Source organism: Pseudomonas sp. P42 (genome assembly GCF_017973755.1).
Classification (GTDB): Bacteria; Pseudomonadota; Gammaproteobacteria; order Pseudomonadales; family Pseudomonadaceae; genus Aquipseudomonas; species Aquipseudomonas iridis.
Window position 1 is genome coordinate 400,671 of record NZ_JACOPU010000004.1, and the last position, 15,494, is coordinate 416,164.

The following is a 15,494-nucleotide window of genomic DNA, read 5'->3' on the forward strand; positions in this document are numbered from 1 at the left end:
GGGCCTGCCCGCGATGAAGCCATTGATGTCACCGCATAGGGCAACTGACTGACCTTAAAGACAAGTCGCCAACGCCGCCAACCGTCGCTTGGCGACAAAATCATCCTTCTGCGCGAAGTAATTCAACACCGTACCGGAAGCATCCGTACTCACATCGACAAACGACTCCGCCGAACGCGTGTACACCGTCGAACCGCCCTTCTTGCCCGGCTGCAGATAAGCCCCGGCATCGACGCCGAACACGGCTTCGTCCTGCCAGGCGAATTGCACGCACTGGGCCACGACTTTTTCGGGTTTGTTCGAGGTCAGAACCTTGTTTGGGGTTTGGGTGCGGGCATTGTCCATCACCGAACCCGCGCAACCGGCCAGCACCGTCGCGGCCAGCGCCACCATCAGAATTCGCATTGCATTCGCTCATTCACAAAAAAGCGGACTGTATCACCGCAGCAGCAGGAATCGTTCTGCTTTACTGCATTTATAGCGCGACACGCGCGGGCAGCTGCGGCAACCTAAGGTCATCAGCCTCACAAGGAAAACACATGGCGCCTACCGACCAGCGACATGAACATGCTCTGAAACTGTTTCTCGACGCGCACCCCGACTTGCGCGAAACCCTCGACCATATCAATCCATTGCTGGCCCAGGCCAAAGGTGAAACCCAGGCAGAGTATCGCGAGGAACGCTTGCATGAAGCGTTTGAGGCCGAGGCGGAAAGTCGAGGCTTGTTTGCCTGGGAACTGACCTTGCAACTGACGGCCGAAACGCCTGAGGAGTATCAGGCGCAACGTCTGGAAGTGCATCGCGAAGTCGCGGAAATGGCCGGGATGGAGTGGCTGGAATACTGCGATCTGTATGGCATAGAACCGTAATCATTGCTCAAGGATATCCGCACCGATGCTGCCCTCAACCTCGACCCACCGTGCCAGTCCCGGCCATCTGCACAAGCAGAAATGGCGCGGTCGTGTGGGTCTCGCGCTGGTGGCGAGCCTGTCGGTGCTGGCCGGGATGACGGATGCAATCGGCTTTATGGCCAGCGGCGATTTCGTCTCGTTCATGAGCGGCAATACCACACGCCTGGCCGTGGCGATCAGTGATGGCGACATGGGGCTGACGTTACGCCTGGTCATCCTGGTGGCCACATTTGTCATCGGCAATGCCCTGGGCGTGGTGGTTGCACGGCTTGGCGGGCGGCGCACGCTACCCTTGCTGCTGTGTATCGCCACCCTGCTCTGCATGGCGGCAGCGTTACCAATTGATGCACAACTGCCGGCGCTGCTGGCGGCAATCATCGCGATGGGCATGCTTAACGCCGCAGTCGAGGAAGTGAACGGCCTTCCGGTCGGGCTGACCTACGTGACCGGGGCGCTGTCGCGATTCGGACGAGGACTGGGTCGCTGGATGCTCGGCGAACGCCGTGGTGGTTGGCGGGTGCAGTTGGTGCCGTGGAGCGGGATGTTTATCGGCGCGATTCTTGGGGCAGTACTGGAACACCATTTGGGACTCAGGGCGATGTTCGTCAGCGGTTTGCTGGCGGCAGTGGTGGGGTTGCTATCCCTGACAATTCCCCGACGCTGGCAATTAGGCTACATGCCCCGCTGACTGATGCCTGACACCTATCTCTGTGGGAGCGAGATTGCTCGCGAAGGGGCCTTCACATTCAACATCTCGGCGCCTGACAAGACGCTTTCGCGAGCAAGCTCGCTCCCACAGGGTTATATGCATAACCTGGATTTCGCGGATACCCCGATAAAGCTTTATCATGCCCGCAGTTTTGCTGATCGAGTCCGTCATGAAGTTCGCCATTGCGCTGTTTTCCGCCGCCCATGCGCCCTCCTCGCGCCGAGCCCTGCTGTTTGCGCAGGCTGCATTGGCCGGCGGGCATGAGATTGTCCGGCTGTTTTTCTACCAGGACGGCGTCTACAACGCCTCCGACGCGGTGGTCACGCCGCAGGACGAACTGGACCTGCCCAAACAATGGCGTGCATTCATCAGCGAGCGACAACTCGATGGCGTGGTGTGTATCGCCGCAGCCCTGCGCCGCGGCGTGCTGAATGCCGAAGAGGCCCAACGCTATCAGCGAGATGCCGTGTCCGTCAGCACACCGTGGGAATTGTCCGGCCTCGGTCAGTTGCATGATGCGGCGCAAGACGCCGACCGCTTGATCTGCTTCGGAGGTGCGTGAGATGGCCAAATCTTTGCTGCTAATCAGCCGCCAGTCGCCGTGGTCCGGCCCTGCTGCCCGCGAAGCGCTGGACATCGTGCTGGCCGGCGGCGCTTTCGATCTGCCGATCGGCCTGCTGTTTCTCGATGACGGCGTGCTGCAACTGGCCGCGGGGCAAAACGCCAGGGCTGTGCAACAGAAAGACCTGAGTGCCAACCTGCAAGCGTTGCCGATGTTTGGCGTCGAAGAACTGTTCTATTGCGCCGACAGTGCCAGCGCTCGCGGCCTTGGCGAATTCTCGCTGGACGAAGCAGCACCGCTCGCCGCCGAGCAAATCACCGCCCTTATTGACCGTTACGACCAAGTGATCACCCTCTGATGTCGACTTTGCATGTGTTGTCTCATTCTCCGTTCGGCGATGATCGTCTGACGAGTTGCCTGCGTGTCATCGGCAGTGCCGACGCTTTGCTGTTGTCCGGTGATGCGGTCTATGCGTTGCAACCGGGTACCGCGCCGTTTACCGAACTGCAATGCCGCCAAATCAAATTATTCGTTCTGGCCGAAGATATGGAGGCTCGCGCCATCGAAGCGCCGGACTGGGCCAAAGCCATCGATTATCCGGCCTTCGTCGAGCTGTCGATCCACCACGACAAGGTCAACAGTTGGCTATGAATTCCATGACCGTCGGCGCCCGCGCCATCGAACTGGACAAGGACGGCTTCCTCGTTGACCTCAGCGACTGGTCACGCGACGTCGCCAGTGCCCTCGCCGCCGCCGAAGACATCGAGTTGACCCCCGAACACTGGGAAGTCCTCGAGCTGCTGCGCAGCTTCTATGAAGAATTCCAGCTGTCCCCGGCCACGCGGCCGCTGATCAAGTACACCGCGCTGAAGCTCGGCGTGGACAAAGGCAACAGCCTGCACCTGAACCGACTGTTCAAAGGCACCCCTGCCAAACTCGCCGCAAAACTGGCGGGCCTGCCCAAACCGACGAATTGCCTATGACCGACTATCCAGCGTTGACCCTCGAAACGCCCGCCGAGCATCCATTCGCCCAGTTCGTGCGAATTCTTGGCAAGGGCAAGCGCGGCGCTCGCGACCTGACTCGCGTCGAGGCCCGGGAAGCAATGGGCATGGTGCTCGACGACAAGGTCGAAGACACCCAACTCGGCGCTTTTCTGATGTTGCTGCGGCACAAGGAAGAAAGCGCCGAGGAAATGGCCGGTTTTACCGAAGCGCTGCGTGAGCGTCTGCAGGCACCAGCCTTGAATGTCGATCTGGACTGGCCAACCTACGCGGGCAAGAAGCGGCATCTGCCGTGGTATCTGCTGGCGGCCAAGTGCCTGGCGCAGAACGGCGTGCGCATCTTCATGCATGGTGGCGGCGCGCACACTGCCGGGCGTCTGTACAGCGAGCAACTGCTGGGCGAACTGAGTATTGCGTTGTGCCGCAACTGGCAGCAAGTCGGTACGGCGCTGGACAACGGGGGTCTGGCGTTCATGCCGCTGGTGGACTGGGCGCCGCAATTGCAGAAGATGATCGATTTGCGCAACACCCTGGGCCTGCGCTCGCCGATCCACTCGCTGGCGCGGATTCTCAATCCGCTGCGCGCGCGCTGCGGTCTGCAAAGTATCTTCCACCCCGGTTATCAAGCCGTGCACCGCGACGCCAGCGGCCTGCTCGGCGACACGGCGATTGTGGTCAAGGGTGATGGCGGTGAGATAGAAATCAACCCGGATGCCGACAGCCATCTCTACGGCACCACGGGTGGCGAGAGCTGGGACGAGGAATGGCCGCAATTGTCGGCGCAACGCCACGTCAAACCGGCCTCGCTGGACGTTGAGCATCTGAAAGCCGTATGGCGCGGCGATGTGGTCGACAGCTATCCGCAAATGGCCCTGATTTCGACCATGGCGTTGGCGTTACGTGGTCTCGGCCAGCCCCGTGAGCAGGCATTCGAAACGGCCGAGCAATTCTGGGCGGCGCGGGACAAATCGATTTAACCGATCATTTGCGCCCGATCTTTGCGCTTTTTGTTCGAACTCATCGGAATAGACTCGACTCCAACGTTTATTGGTTTACGGAGTCTTGATCATGGGTTTACTCGTCGATGGCCGCTGGCAGGACAAGTGGTACGAAAGCAGCAAGGACGGCGCGTTCCAGCGCGAACAAGCGCAACGGCGCAACTGGGTCACTGCTGGCGGCCAGCCAGGCCCGAGCGGCGAAGGCGGCTTTGCGGCCGAGGCCGGGCGCTATCATCTCTACGTTTCGCTCGCCTGTCCGTGGGCGCATCGCACGCTGATCCTGCGCAAACTCAAAGGCCTGGAAAACCTGATCGACGTTTCCGTGGTCAGTTGGCTGATGCTGGAGAACGGCTGGACCTTCGACACCGCGCTCGGCTCGACCGGCGACCAGCTCGATCACTTCGACTTCATGCACCAACGCTACACCGCCGATACGCCGGACTACACCGGGCGCGTCACCGTGCCGGTGCTGTGGGACAAAAAACTCAAACGCATCGTCAGCAATGAATCGGCAGAGATCATCCGCATGTTCAACAGCGCGTTCGATGATCTGACCGGCAATGATCTGGACTTCTACCCGGCCCCGCTGCGTAGCGAGATCGATGCCTTGAACGAGCGGATTTATCCGGCAGTCAACAACGGCGTGTATCGCGCCGGGTTCGCCACCTCGCAACAGGCTTATGAAGAGGCGTTCGATGAGGTGTTTGCCGAACTGGATCACCTGGAACAGGTGCTGGATGCCAATCGTTATCTGTCGGGTGAATACCTGACTGAAGCGGACGTTCGTCTGTTTACCACGATGATCCGCTTCGATGCGGTGTATCACGGCCACTTCAAGTGCAACCTGCGACGGATCGCCGATTACCCGAATCTGTCGAACTGGCTGCGTGAGCTGTATCAGTGGCCGGGGATCGCCGAGACGGTGGATTTTCAGCACATCAAGAATCACTACTACGGCAGCCACAAGACGATTAACCCGACAGGGGTTGTGCCGAAGGGGCCGGAGCAGGATTTCACTGTGGCCCATGATCGGGCGCGGTTGGGTGGGAAAGAGGTTTGGTGTAAGGGCTAACCACAAAAGCAAAAGATCGCAGCCTTCGGCAGCTCCTACATGAGAATGCGTTCCCTGTAGGAGCTGCCGAAGGCTGCGATCTTTTTGCTTTGACTCAGACTTGCGCCTGAGCCCCCTCAAACCACGCCAGTTTCTCGCGCAGCTGCACCACTTCGCCGACGATCACCAATGTCGGCGCATGCACTTCATGTTCCGCCACCAAACGCGGCAAATCTGCCAGCGTGCCAGTAAAGACCCGCTGATTGACCGTGGTGCCCTGCTGAATAAGCGCCGCCGGGGTATCCGCCGAGCGACCATGCTTGATCAACTGCTCGCAGATCACCGGCAAACCTACCAGGCCCATGTAGAACACGAGCGTCTGCGCAGGCGCAACAAGGTCGACCCACGGTAGATCGGTGGAACCGTCCTTCAAATGGCCGGTGACAAATCGCACCGACTGCGCGTGATCGCGGTGAGTCAGGGGAATCCCGGCATACGCCGCGCAACCGCTGGCCGCGGTAATCCCCGGCACCACCTGAAATGGAATGCCATGGGCCGCCAGCTCTTCGATCTCTTCGCCGCCTCGGCCGAAGATAAACGGATCCCCCCCCTTCAACCGCACCACACGCTTGCCGGCCTTGGCCAGATCGACCAGTTGCTGGTTGATCTGATCTTGCGGCACAGCATGATCGGCGCGACGCTTGCCGACATATACCCGCTCGGCGTCGCGACGGCACAGATCAAGAATCGCGGGGGCGACCAAACGGTCGTACAGCACCACATCGGCTTGCTGCATCAGACGCAAAGCCTTGAAGGTCAGCAAATCCGGATCACCTGGCCCTGCGCCCACCAGATACACCTCACCGGTAGTGATGGTCGCTTCGCCGTCGATCTTGGCTTGCAGCAGACGTTCGGCTTCAGTGCCTTGGCCGGCCAGTTGCCGATCGGCAATCGGGCCTTGAAAGACGTCTTCCCAAAACCCGCGACGCTGCTGCACATCCGGAAACAGGTTTTTCACCTGATTGCGGAAACGCGCCGCCAGACCGGCCAATTGGCCGTAGGTGGACGGAATCCAGGTTTCGATCTTGGCGCGGATCAAACGGGCCAGCACCGGCGCATCGCCGCCGCTGGAGATCGCGACGATCAGCGGCGAACGATCAACGATGGCCGGGAAGATCACGCTGCACAAGGCAGGCGCATCGACCACGTTGACCGGCACGCAACGCCGATGAGCATCGGTGGAGACCTGTGCGTTCAGCGTTTCGTCGTCGGTGGCGGCGATAATCAGCACGCAGCCGTCCAGATCCGCTTCGGCGTAACCGCGTAACAGGCACTCGCCGCCGCTGGCAACGACCAGTTCACGCAGTTGCGTTTCGATTTCAGGTGCGACCACCCGCAGCAGCGCACCGGCGTCGGCCAGCAGGCGGGATTTGCGCAAGGCAATTTCCCCCCCACCGACGACCAACACACGACTGCCGCGCAGGTTGTGAAACAGCGGCAGATATTTCATTTAACCGATGACCTCAAGGCCACCCATGTACGGCTTCAGTACGTCCGGCACGCGGATCGAACCGTCGGCCTGCTGGTAGTTTTCCAGCACGGCAACGAGAGTACGACCAACCGCCAGGCCAGAGCCGTTCAGGGTGTGTACCAGCTCAGGCTTGCCAGTTTCCGGGTTACGGAAACGCGCCTGCATGCGGCGGGCCTGGAAGTCGCCGCAGTTGGAGCACGACGAAATTTCGCGGTACTTGTCCTGGCTCGGAATCCACACTTCGAGGTCGTAAGTCTTGACCGCGCTGAAGCCCATGTCGCCAGTGCACAGCGCCAGGGTGCGGTAAGGCAGACCCAGCAACTGCAGGACTTTCTCGGCGTTGGCGGTCAGGCCTTCCAGCGCTTCCATCGACGTGGACGGCTCAACGATCTGGACCATTTCAACCTTGTCGAACTGGTGCTGACGGATCATGCCGCGGGTGTCACGACCCGACGCGCCCGCTTCGCTACGGAAGCACGGCGTGTGCGCAACGAACTTGATCGGCAGCAGTTTCGAATCGACGATTTCGCCAGCAACGATGTTGGTCAGCGAAACTTCGGCGGTCGGGATCAGGTACAGATCGGCTTCGCCTTCGCGGGCGATCTTGAACAGGTCTTCTTCGAACTTCGGCAGTTGACCGGTGCCTTGCAGCGCCGGGGCCTGGACCAGATAAGGCGTGTAGGCCTCTTCATAGCCGTGCTCGTTGACGTGCAGGTTGATCATGAACTGCGCCAGTGCGCGGTGCAGACGGGCGATCGGGCCACGCAACAGGGCGAAACGTGCACCGGACAGCTTGGCGGCGGTTTCGAAATCCAGCCAGCCGAACTTCTCGCCCAGGGCTACGTGGTCTTTGACTTCAAAATCAAACGCAGTCGGGGTGCCCCAGCGGCGCACTTCAACGTTGTCATCTTCGTCTTTGCCGACTGGAACGGATTCGTGCGGCAGGTTCGGGATGCCGAGCAGAATCGCGTCCAGTTCGGTCTGGATGGCGTCCAGTTCCACTTTACCGGCGCTCAATTCGCCTGCCATGCGCTCGACGTCCGCCATCAACGGCGCGATGTCTTCGCCGCGCTGCTTGGCCTGACCGATGGATTTGGAACGCGCATTACGCTCAGCCTGCAGTGCTTCGGTGCGGGTCTGGACGGTCTTGCGCTGTTCTTCCAGCGCTTCGATGCGCGCGGTATCCAGGGCATAGCCACGGGAAGCCAGGCGGTCCGCTACGTCCTGAAGGTTGCTACGTAACAGTTTGGAATCGAGCATGTCGGTTTCTCGTTATCAAAGTTTGGTCAAAGACAGGCCAGCCCACGTTGCGAGCAGCCCGCCGAATACGCTGAGTGCCGCATAGCCCAGGGCCAGCGGTACTTGCCCGCTTTCCAGCAGGCGCACCGTATCCAGTGAAAAGGATGAAAAAGTCGTCAGCCCCCCGAGGAAGCCAACCATCAACCCGGCGCGTACCTCGATCGGCACTTCCGGGCGTATCAAAAACAGGCCGTACAACACGCCAATCAGCAGACAGCCCACGATATTAACGGCCAGCGTCGCGGTATAGAAGTGCCGCGGCCAATTGGCGGTGACCCAATTGCCGGTAGCGAAGCGCAACAACGTGCCGGCGACCCCGCCAGCGGACACCGCAATAATCAATGGAATCACTATTTTCTCCGCTGTCTTGGGCTTAAACGATCGAGTTGCGCGAGGTGATTGAGCTTTTCGCCGATCTTCAACTCAAGGCCTCGGGGCACCGGCTGATAAAACGGGATCGGCTCAAGCTCTTCCGGAAAATAGTCTTCGCCCGCGGCGTAAGCGTCCGGCTCGTCGTGGGCATAACGGTATTCGTCACCGTAGCCCAGTTGTTTCATCAGTTTGGTCGGCGCGTTGCGCAGGTGCAGCGGCACCTCAAGCGAGCCGTTTTCGGCGGCAGCACGCAACGCGGTCTTGAAACCCATGTACACCGCGTTGCTTTTTGGCGCGCAAGCCAGATACGTGATGGCCTGGGCCACCGCCAACTCGCCTTCCGGGCTGCCGAGGCGCTCCTGCACTTCCCATGCAGCCAGACACAGGCTGAGGGCGCGCGGGTCGGCGTTGCCGATGTCTTCGCTGGCCATACGCACCACGCGCCGGGCCAGGTACAGCGGATCGCAACCGCCGTCGATCATCCGCGCGAACCAGTACAGCGCACCGTCGGGATTGGAGCCGCGCACCGATTTGTGCAGCGCGGAAATCTGGTCGTAGAAAGCCTCGCCACCCTTGTCGAAACGCCGACGGGTGTCGCCGAGCAGGCTTTGCAGCAGCTCGGTACCGATCTCGCTATCGTCTTCGGCAAGGTCGGAGGCGTTTTCCAGCAAATTGAGCAAACGCCGGCCATCGCCATCGGCGGCGGACAGCAACATCTGGAAGCCTTCGTCGCTCAACGTCAGGTTACGTTTGCCCAAGCCGCGCTCTTCAGTCAGCGCGCGATGTACGAGCTTGCGCAGCGCCGCCTCGTCGAGACTTTTCAGGACGTAGACGCGGGCCCGCGACAACAGCGCGTTGTTCAGTTCAAACGAAGGGTTTTCAGTGGTGGCGCCGATGAAGATCAGCGTGCCGTCTTCAACGTACGGCAGGAACGCATCCTGCTGGGACTTGTTGAAACGATGTACTTCATCGACGAACAGAATCGTGCGCTTGCCGTACTGGCCGGCCTGCTGCTTGGCGATTTCAACGGCTTGACGGATCTCCTTGACCCCGGCGAGCACCGCCGACACCGTTTCGAAGTGTGCATCCGAGACCTCCGCGAGCAAACGCGCCAGCGTGGTTTTACCCACGCCCGGCGGGCCCCAGAAAATCATCGAATGCAGAGCACCCTGCTCCAGCGCCTCACGCAGAGGCTTGCCGCGAGCCAGCAAGTGCTCCTGACCGACGTACTCATCCAGATTGGTCGCACGCAAACGCGCGGCCAGTGGCTGGGCAATCGGTGCACTGCGAAACAGATCCATCACTACCTATGAAACCTCAGTAAGAACAGCAACTCCCGTGGGAGCGTTTATTCCTGGATAACGTCAGCGCCCTTCGGGATATCGAACTTGAACTTCGACGCTGGCACTGGCTCGTTGGCCTTCACCCCGGTGAACAGGATGTTGGTGCGCTGACCAACGCTGTCGATCAGTTGCATGTCGTTGAGCAGACCGTTGCGGAACGACAGGCGCAGGTTGTCGAACAGCGTGTCCTTGGTTTTCGGCTTGAGGGTGAAGTCGATCACGCCACCCGCTTCTTTCGCGCTGATGTCGAAGCTCTTGCTGATCTTCGACACGTCACCGGACAGCAGCAGCGCCGGGGTCTGGGTCAGACGCTCATCGAGTTTCTTGATGGTCGCCTGCTCAAGATCCGGGTCCCACAGGGTGACTTTCTTGCCGTCAGAAACCATGGTCTGCTCGGCCGGCGCATTGGTGTGCCAGTAGAACAGGCCCGGACGCTGCAAGGTCATGTTGCCAGTGGTTTCCTGCAACTGCGTGCCGCCGCCATCAAGGGTCAGCTGCGAGAAGTTTGCGCTCAGGGTCTTGGATGTTTCCAGCAATTGGGTCAGACGCGCCACATCCTTGTCATCGGCGTGGGCCGTGAGTGTGGTCAGAGCCAGTACTGGCAGCAGCATGCGGATTAGACGCATGGGAGTCCTCTTGAATACTCGTTGGGAGAGCGGCGGCACATCATTGTCCCGCCTCTTGCTTTTGCAATCAGTCGCGTACCGGGCCAGGCGCCAGGACTTCACGCGAACCGTTGGTGTTCATTGATGTGACGACGCCGGCCATTTCCATGGCTTCGATCATCCGTGCAGCGCGGTTGTAGCCGATTTTCAGCTTGCGCTGTACAGCGGAGATCGATGCGCGACGGCTTTCCAGCACGAACTGTACGGCTTCGTCGTACAGTGCGTCTGCCTCAGGATCGTCGCCGTCGCCACCACCGCTGCTGCCTTCAAAGCCGCTGCCCGCCTCTTCGACACCGTTGAGGATGTCGTCGTTGTATTCCGGGGCGCCGCGCAGTTTCCACGCCTCGACCACACGGTGGACTTCTTCGTCGGACACGAACGCACCGTGAACCCGGATCGGCAGACTGGTACCCGGTGGCATGTAGAGCATGTCACCGTGGCCGAGCAGTTGTTCGGCGCCGCCCTGATCGATGATGGTCCGGGAGTCGATCTTGCTCGACACCTGGAACGCCATACGAGTCGGAATGTTGGCCTTGATCAGACCGGTGATCACGTCCACCGACGGCCGCTGTGTCGCAAGAATCAAGTGAATACCCGCCGCACGCGCCTTCTGGGCGATACGGGCGATGAGCTCTTCAACCTTCTTGCCGACGATCATCATCATGTCGGCGAATTCGTCGACGACCACGACGATGGTCGGCAGCTTCTGCAGCAACGGTGCTTCGTCGTGAATGCTTTCGCGCTTGTACAGCGGATCGCTCAGTGGCTCGCCAGCGTCCTGGGCTTCCTTGACCTTGGCGTTGAAGCCGGACAGGTTTCGCACCCCCATCTTCGCCATCAGCTTGTAGCGACGCTCCATCTCGGCGACGCTCCAGCGCAGGGCGTTGGCGGCGTCCTTCATGTCGGTCACTACCGGGCACAGCAGGTGCGGAATACCTTCGTAGATCGACAGCTCGAGCATCTTCGGGTCGATCATGATCAGCTTGGCGTCTTCCGGGCCGGACTTGAACAGGATCGACAGGATCATCGCGTTTACACCCACGGACTTACCGGAACCGGTCGTACCGGCCACCAGCAAGTGCGGCATCTTCGCCAGGTCAGTGATGACCGGTTTGCCACCAATGTCGTGCCCCAGCGCCAGCGTGACCGGCGATTTGAAGTTGTCGTACTCGGGCGTCGACAGCACTTCGGAGAAGCGCACGATCTGCCGGTCTTCGTTGGGAATCTCGATACCGACGGTAGTCTTGCCCGGAATGACCTCGACCACCCGCACACTGGTCACTGCCAGGGAGCGCGCCAGGTCTTTTGCCAGGTTGGAGATACGGCTGACCTTGACGCCCGCAGCCGGCTGGATTTCGTAACGGGTGATCACCGGACCCGGATGGATCGAGTCTACGGTGACTTCGACGCCGAATTCCTTGAGCTTGATCTCCAACAAGTGGCCGACCGCTGCCAGCGACTCCGGGGAGTAATTGAGTTGTTTCTTTTCCGCAGGATCGAGGATCGAGATTGGCGGCAAGGTGCCTTCCACCGCGCTGTCGACAAACAACGGTGCCTGTTTCTCTTTCTGCACGCGCTTGCTCGGCTCGGGCGCTTTGGTCGGCGCCGGGGCGATGACCGGTGGCACCTGTTTTTCGCGATCGGACATGTGCTTGCTCAGCGCCTGCTCACGCTCGATCAGGCGTTCCTTGACCTTGGCCTGTTCACGTTTGTCGGTGACTGTCGGTGCGACCACATCATGTACGCGATCGTCGACTTCACGCAGTTGCGCAACCAGTTGCTTGCGCTCGGTGCGGGCCGACCACCAGCGGTTTAGCGCACCCTGGAACAGTTCGAACAGGTCCAGGGTGATCTTGCCGGTGATGTCCATCACCTTGAACCACGACAGGTCGGTGAACACCGTCAGGCCGAACAGAAACAGCGCGATGAACAGCAACGTGCTGCCCTGAATATTGAATGCGTTTTTCGCCAGGTCGCCGAGGCTCTCGCCCAGCGCACCACCGGCACCGGCCGGCAGACCGGTTGCAGCGTGAAAATGGATATGCGCCAGCGCCGCACCGGAAAGAATAAGAAATACCAGGCCGATCAGGCGCCAGGAGAACAGCCAGCCGCTCCACTGCCATGGCTCGTGGCGCTGACGGAAGATCTGATAGGCCTTGACCGCCAGCAGCAACGGGAAGATGTAGGCGAAGTAACCGAGCACCATGAACAGGATGTCGGCGCTGTAGGAGCCCGCCGGGCCGCCGAAGTTCTGCACGTCGTCGATCTTGCTGTTGTGGCTCCAGCCCGGATCGTCCTTGCCGTAGGTCAGCAAAGCCATCATCAGGAACAGGCACAGCGCGCCGATGGCGATCAATGCACCTTCCTTGAGCCGGTAGTGCAACTGTTGGCGCCAGAGCGGAACGACTGTTTTTGGTGCTTCGGTGGATTTCTTCAAAACGCTACTTTTCCTGCGCCCGAGGCGCGTCCATCTATTGAATGACGATAAAAAACTGCCCAATCCAGGCAGGTAAAAAAGTTGACGGGCACAACTGGGACTACTTTTAACACTGAGCGGCAGCTTTTACATACACAGCTATAAACACGCTAACCGGCAAATATTGTGTAACAGCCCGGCATTGTACGGGTTTGTACGTCCGATGCCATGGTTCAGACCCGCAGCATTGAGCATAGCCAAGCGCGCAAAACCCGCGATCCAATTTGAGCATGCATTGTCTTTTGTGACAAAGGCTTATGAGGTGTATTTGATGAACGTAGCGAAACATTGACACCTGCCCCCTGCGAACGGTCGCAGACTGCCTGCCAGGCCCACAGCAGACACGTCGCGGGCCGGCGCGCAGTGCTCGCTTACGACCGCATCCAGCGCACCAAGTTGCAACACCGCGAACGTCGAGCAGGATCGGCACGACATTCGCCGCATTTCGCGGCACAATTTATCGCGGGCCGAGTAGCCCGCACCGCCCTCCCCTTCTGCAAGCCTGGATGCCATGCTGACTTGGTTACAACGTAATTCCCTGACTTTTCCACCGCTGGAAAAGGCCATGCGCGAACCCAACGGATTGCTCGCCGCCGGCGGCGACCTCTCCGCCGACCGCCTGATCCAGGCGTATCGCCATGGCTGCTTTCCGTGGTTTTCCGAAGGTCAGCCGATTCTCTGGTGGTCGCCTGACCCTCGCACCGTGCTGTTTCCCGACGAACTGCATGTTTCGCGCAGTCTGGGCAAATTGCTGCGCAAGGAGCGCTATGAGGTGACTTTCGACCAGGACTTCGAAGCCGTGATCCGCGCCTGCGCCGCGCCAAGGGATTACGCCGATGGCACCTGGATCACTGAGGCCATGCAAGACGCCTACGTTGAACTGCACCAGCGCGGCTTCGCTCATTCGGTGGAAGTGTGGGATCAGGGCGAACTGGTCGGCGGCCTTTACGGGCTGGCGATGGGGCAGCTGTTTTTTGGCGAATCGATGTTCAGCCGCGCCGACAATGCTTCCAAGTACGGCTTTGCCACGCTGGTCCGGCACCTGCAAGCATCAGGATTCGTGCTGATCGACTGCCAGATGCCCACCGACCACCTGCACAGCCTCGGCGCCCGGGCGATTCCCCGCCACGAATTCGCAGGCTATCTGGCAAGGCATCTGGATCAGCCCAATCACGCCACCTGGGTTTGCTGAGCGACTTTTGCGCGCGTGGCTTACACTTAATTCACCAGCTTATCCCGAGGGTTGATCATGACCGAGTTGGCGCGATTGAAGTTCTATGCCACTCAGCCTCACTCTTGCAGCTATCTGCCCGAGGAACAGGCCACGACCCTGTTTCTCGACCCTAGTCAGCCCATGGATGTGCACGTCTACGCAGACCTGTCGGAAATGGGCTTTCGTCGCAGCGGCGATCATCTGTACCGCCCCCATTGCCAGAATTGCAATGCGTGTGTGCCTGCGCGCATTCCGGTGGCGCAGTTCATCCCCAATCGTCAGCAGAAGCGGATTTTCAAGCGCAACGCCGACTTGCAGGTACAGTCGGCGAAACCGGGGTTCAGCGAAGAATACTTCGAGCTGTACCAGCGCTACATCGAACAGCGCCACGCCGACGGCGACATGTACCCGCCAAGCCGTGATCAATTCTCGACTTTTCTGGTGCGCGACCTGCCCTTCTCACGCTTTTACGAGTTCCGACTCGACGGACGGTTGCTGGCGGTAGCCGTGACCGATTTGCTGCCGAACGGCTTGTCGGCGGTCTACACCTTTTACGAGCCGGCCGAAGAACGGCGCAGCCTTGGACGTTTCGCGATTCTGTGGCAAATCGCCGAGAGTCAGCGCCGCGGACTTGAAGCGGTCTACCTTGGTTACTGGATCAAGAATTGCAAAAAGATGAACTACAAGACCCAATATCGCCCCATCGAACTGCTGATTAATCAGCGCTGGGTGATCCTGAACTAACGACAAGCCGTAAACCCCTTGGCGTAAACACCATTTTTCGGGCACAATGCACGCCGCTTTTGCCTGGCGCAGTTGCACCGGGCCATTCATTGGATACCGAGGGCTTTACTGCATGTCGAAAGAAGACAGCTTCGAAATGGAAGGCACTGTCGTCGACACCCTGCCCAACACCATGTTTCGTGTGGAGTTGGAAAATGGGCACGTCGTAACCGCGCATATTTCCGGCAAGATGCGCAAGAACTACATTCGTATTCTTACCGGCGACAAAGTGCGCGTCGAGCTGACGCCCTATGACTTGAGCAAAGGGCGCATCACTTACCGCGCTCGTTAATCAAGTCAATACAAGACGCCCGGCTTTATGCCGGGCGTTTTTGTGTCTGGGGTTTGGGTTCTTTGGGGGTTTGGATTTTAGGTGTATATCCGTTGCTGCGGGTGTTGCTGATTAGGGTTTCGCCCTTACGGCGAGTCACCTTTTCCAAACGCCGAAAAGGTAACCCAAAAGGCTTTGCCCCGGCGTACGGCACTTCGCTGAGGCTCAGTGTTCCCTCGCTACGGCGTCCATCCGGGGGCATCGACTACGGTTTGCTGCGCTGCACCTCCTCTCGATGTATGCGGC

18 protein-coding genes are annotated in these 15,494 nt (G+C 59.8%); 11 read left to right on the top strand and 7 right to left on the bottom strand.

The annotated features are described in order from the left end of the window. Nucleotides 1–54: 54 nt before the first annotated feature. Nucleotides 55–405 (bottom strand): hypothetical protein, encoded by a 351-nt coding sequence (locus tag H8B20_RS15040; RefSeq protein WP_210623713.1) that lies wholly within the window; start codon nucleotides 403–405, stop codon nucleotides 55–57. Between the two features lie 134 nt (nucleotides 406–539). Here H8B20_RS15040 and H8B20_RS15045 point away from each other — a divergent pair, with 134 nt between their 5' ends. The 8 genes from H8B20_RS15045 to H8B20_RS15080 all read left to right on the top strand — a co-directional run bounded on the left by H8B20_RS15045 (nucleotide 540) and on the right by H8B20_RS15080 (nucleotide 5,256). After that, the gene (locus tag H8B20_RS15045; RefSeq protein WP_210623714.1) at nucleotides 540–869 is read left to right on the top strand and encodes a DUF6388 family protein; all 330 of its coding nucleotides are present in this window, start codon (nucleotides 540–542) and stop codon (nucleotides 867–869) included. Between the two features lie 25 nt (nucleotides 870–894). Next, on the top strand, nucleotides 895–1,599 hold the full coding sequence (locus H8B20_RS15050) for a YoaK family protein (RefSeq protein ID WP_042559839.1): 705 nt from the start codon (nucleotides 895–897) through the stop codon (nucleotides 1,597–1,599). A gap of 190 nt (nucleotides 1,600–1,789) precedes the next feature. After that, nucleotides 1,790–2,182, top strand: coding sequence for a sulfurtransferase complex subunit TusD (gene tusD, locus H8B20_RS15055; protein ID WP_210623715.1), 393 nt, complete (start codon nucleotides 1,790–1,792; stop codon nucleotides 2,180–2,182). Nucleotide 2,183: 1 nt separating this feature from the next. Beyond that, nucleotides 2,184–2,540: a sulfurtransferase complex subunit TusC gene (gene tusC / locus H8B20_RS15060; protein ID WP_210623716.1), complete on the top strand. Its 357-nt coding sequence runs from the start codon at nucleotides 2,184–2,186 to the stop codon at nucleotides 2,538–2,540. After that, on the top strand, nucleotides 2,540–2,833 hold the full coding sequence (gene tusB, locus H8B20_RS15065; protein ID WP_042559841.1) for a sulfurtransferase complex subunit TusB: 294 nt from the start codon (nucleotides 2,540–2,542) through the stop codon (nucleotides 2,831–2,833). The genes tusC and tusB overlap by 1 nt, the downstream gene beginning before the upstream one ends. Beyond that, nucleotides 2,830–3,165: a TusE/DsrC/DsvC family sulfur relay protein gene (locus H8B20_RS15070; RefSeq protein WP_210623717.1), complete on the top strand. Its 336-nt coding sequence runs from the start codon at nucleotides 2,830–2,832 to the stop codon at nucleotides 3,163–3,165. The genes tusB and H8B20_RS15070 overlap by 4 nt, the downstream gene beginning before the upstream one ends. Continuing rightward, entirely contained in the window at nucleotides 3,162–4,163 is a 1,002-nt protein-coding gene (locus tag H8B20_RS15075; RefSeq protein WP_210623718.1) for a glycosyl transferase family protein, read from the top strand. The genes H8B20_RS15070 and H8B20_RS15075 overlap by 4 nt, the downstream gene beginning before the upstream one ends. Nucleotides 4,164–4,254: 91 nt before the next feature. Continuing rightward, nucleotides 4,255–5,256 carry a glutathione S-transferase family protein gene (locus H8B20_RS15080; protein WP_210623719.1) on the top strand — a complete coding sequence of 334 codons (1,002 nt, stop codon included), beginning with the start codon at nucleotides 4,255–4,257 and terminating at the stop codon, nucleotides 5,254–5,256. A gap of 94 nt (nucleotides 5,257–5,350) precedes the next feature. Here the strand turns inward: H8B20_RS15080 and cysG are convergent, their stop codons facing one another. From cysG to H8B20_RS15110, 6 genes are all read right to left on the bottom strand, one after another. Continuing rightward, nucleotides 5,351–6,745: a siroheme synthase CysG gene (gene cysG / locus H8B20_RS15085; RefSeq protein WP_042559845.1), complete on the bottom strand. Its 1,395-nt coding sequence runs from the start codon at nucleotides 6,743–6,745 to the stop codon at nucleotides 5,351–5,353. Next, nucleotides 6,746–8,026, bottom strand: a complete 1,281-nt coding sequence (serS, locus tag H8B20_RS15090; protein WP_210623720.1) for a serine--tRNA ligase — start codon at nucleotides 8,024–8,026, stop codon at nucleotides 6,746–6,748. It lies immediately after the preceding gene. 15 nt (nucleotides 8,027–8,041) lie between these two features. Next, nucleotides 8,042–8,416, bottom strand: a complete 375-nt coding sequence (gene crcB, locus H8B20_RS15095; RefSeq protein ID WP_042559847.1) for a fluoride efflux transporter CrcB — start codon at nucleotides 8,414–8,416, stop codon at nucleotides 8,042–8,044. Next, nucleotides 8,416–9,738, bottom strand: coding sequence for a replication-associated recombination protein A (locus H8B20_RS15100; RefSeq protein WP_210623721.1), 1,323 nt, complete (start codon nucleotides 9,736–9,738; stop codon nucleotides 8,416–8,418). Before H8B20_RS15100 ends, crcB begins: the two co-directional genes overlap by 1 nt. Before the next feature lie 47 nt (nucleotides 9,739–9,785). Continuing rightward, complete coding sequence (gene lolA, locus H8B20_RS15105; protein ID WP_210623722.1) at nucleotides 9,786–10,406, bottom strand: outer membrane lipoprotein periplasmic chaperone LolA; 621 nt, start codon at nucleotides 10,404–10,406, stop codon at nucleotides 9,786–9,788. A gap of 67 nt (nucleotides 10,407–10,473) precedes the next feature. After that, entirely contained in the window at nucleotides 10,474–12,882 is a 2,409-nt protein-coding gene (locus tag H8B20_RS15110) for a DNA translocase FtsK (protein ID WP_042559850.1), read from the bottom strand. 550 nt (nucleotides 12,883–13,432) lie between these two features. Here H8B20_RS15110 and aat point away from each other — a divergent pair. The 3 genes from aat to infA all read left to right on the top strand — a co-directional run bounded on the left by aat (nucleotide 13,433) and on the right by infA (nucleotide 15,209). Then, nucleotides 13,433–14,113, top strand: a complete 681-nt coding sequence (gene aat, locus H8B20_RS15115; RefSeq protein WP_210623723.1) for a leucyl/phenylalanyl-tRNA--protein transferase — start codon at nucleotides 13,433–13,435, stop codon at nucleotides 14,111–14,113. A 57-nt stretch (nucleotides 14,114–14,170) separates the two neighbouring features. Then, nucleotides 14,171–14,878: an arginyltransferase gene (locus H8B20_RS15120; RefSeq protein WP_210623724.1), complete on the top strand. Its 708-nt coding sequence runs from the start codon at nucleotides 14,171–14,173 to the stop codon at nucleotides 14,876–14,878. A gap of 112 nt (nucleotides 14,879–14,990) precedes the next feature. Continuing rightward, nucleotides 14,991–15,209, top strand: coding sequence for a translation initiation factor IF-1 (gene infA / locus H8B20_RS15125; RefSeq protein ID WP_002553999.1), 219 nt, complete (start codon nucleotides 14,991–14,993; stop codon nucleotides 15,207–15,209). Nucleotides 15,210–15,494 lie beyond the last annotated feature (285 nt).

Excerpts from the sequence above, each read along its gene's own strand:
- infA (WP_002553999.1), top strand. The coding sequence starts at position 14,991 with ATGTCGAAAGAAGACAGCTTCGAAATGGAAGGCACTGTCGTCGACACC.
- tusD (WP_210623715.1), top strand. The coding sequence starts at position 1,790 with ATGAAGTTCGCCATTGCGCTGTTTTCCGCCGCCCATGCGCCCTCCTCG.
- lolA (WP_210623722.1), bottom strand. The coding sequence starts at position 10,406 with ATGCGTCTAATCCGCATGCTGCTGCCAGTACTGGCTCTGACCACACTC.
- H8B20_RS15050 (WP_042559839.1), top strand. The coding sequence starts at position 895 with ATGCTGCCCTCAACCTCGACCCACCGTGCCAGTCCCGGCCATCTGCAC.
- tusC (WP_210623716.1), top strand. The coding sequence starts at position 2,184 with ATGGCCAAATCTTTGCTGCTAATCAGCCGCCAGTCGCCGTGGTCCGGC.
- aat (WP_210623723.1), top strand. The coding sequence starts at position 13,433 with ATGCTGACTTGGTTACAACGTAATTCCCTGACTTTTCCACCGCTGGAA.
- H8B20_RS15070 (WP_210623717.1), top strand. The coding sequence starts at position 2,830 with ATGAATTCCATGACCGTCGGCGCCCGCGCCATCGAACTGGACAAGGAC.
- H8B20_RS15120 (WP_210623724.1), top strand. The coding sequence starts at position 14,171 with ATGACCGAGTTGGCGCGATTGAAGTTCTATGCCACTCAGCCTCACTCT.
- H8B20_RS15080 (WP_210623719.1), top strand. The coding sequence starts at position 4,255 with ATGGGTTTACTCGTCGATGGCCGCTGGCAGGACAAGTGGTACGAAAGC.
- serS (WP_210623720.1), bottom strand. The coding sequence starts at position 8,026 with ATGCTCGATTCCAAACTGTTACGTAGCAACCTTCAGGACGTAGCGGAC.
- cysG (WP_042559845.1), bottom strand. The coding sequence starts at position 6,745 with ATGAAATATCTGCCGCTGTTTCACAACCTGCGCGGCAGTCGTGTGTTG.
- tusB (WP_042559841.1), top strand. The coding sequence starts at position 2,540 with ATGTCGACTTTGCATGTGTTGTCTCATTCTCCGTTCGGCGATGATCGT.
- H8B20_RS15075 (WP_210623718.1), top strand. The coding sequence starts at position 3,162 with ATGACCGACTATCCAGCGTTGACCCTCGAAACGCCCGCCGAGCATCCA.
- H8B20_RS15045 (WP_210623714.1), top strand. The coding sequence starts at position 540 with ATGGCGCCTACCGACCAGCGACATGAACATGCTCTGAAACTGTTTCTC.
- H8B20_RS15040 (WP_210623713.1), bottom strand. The coding sequence starts at position 405 with ATGCGAATTCTGATGGTGGCGCTGGCCGCGACGGTGCTGGCCGGTTGC.
- H8B20_RS15100 (WP_210623721.1), bottom strand. The coding sequence starts at position 9,738 with ATGGATCTGTTTCGCAGTGCACCGATTGCCCAGCCACTGGCCGCGCGT.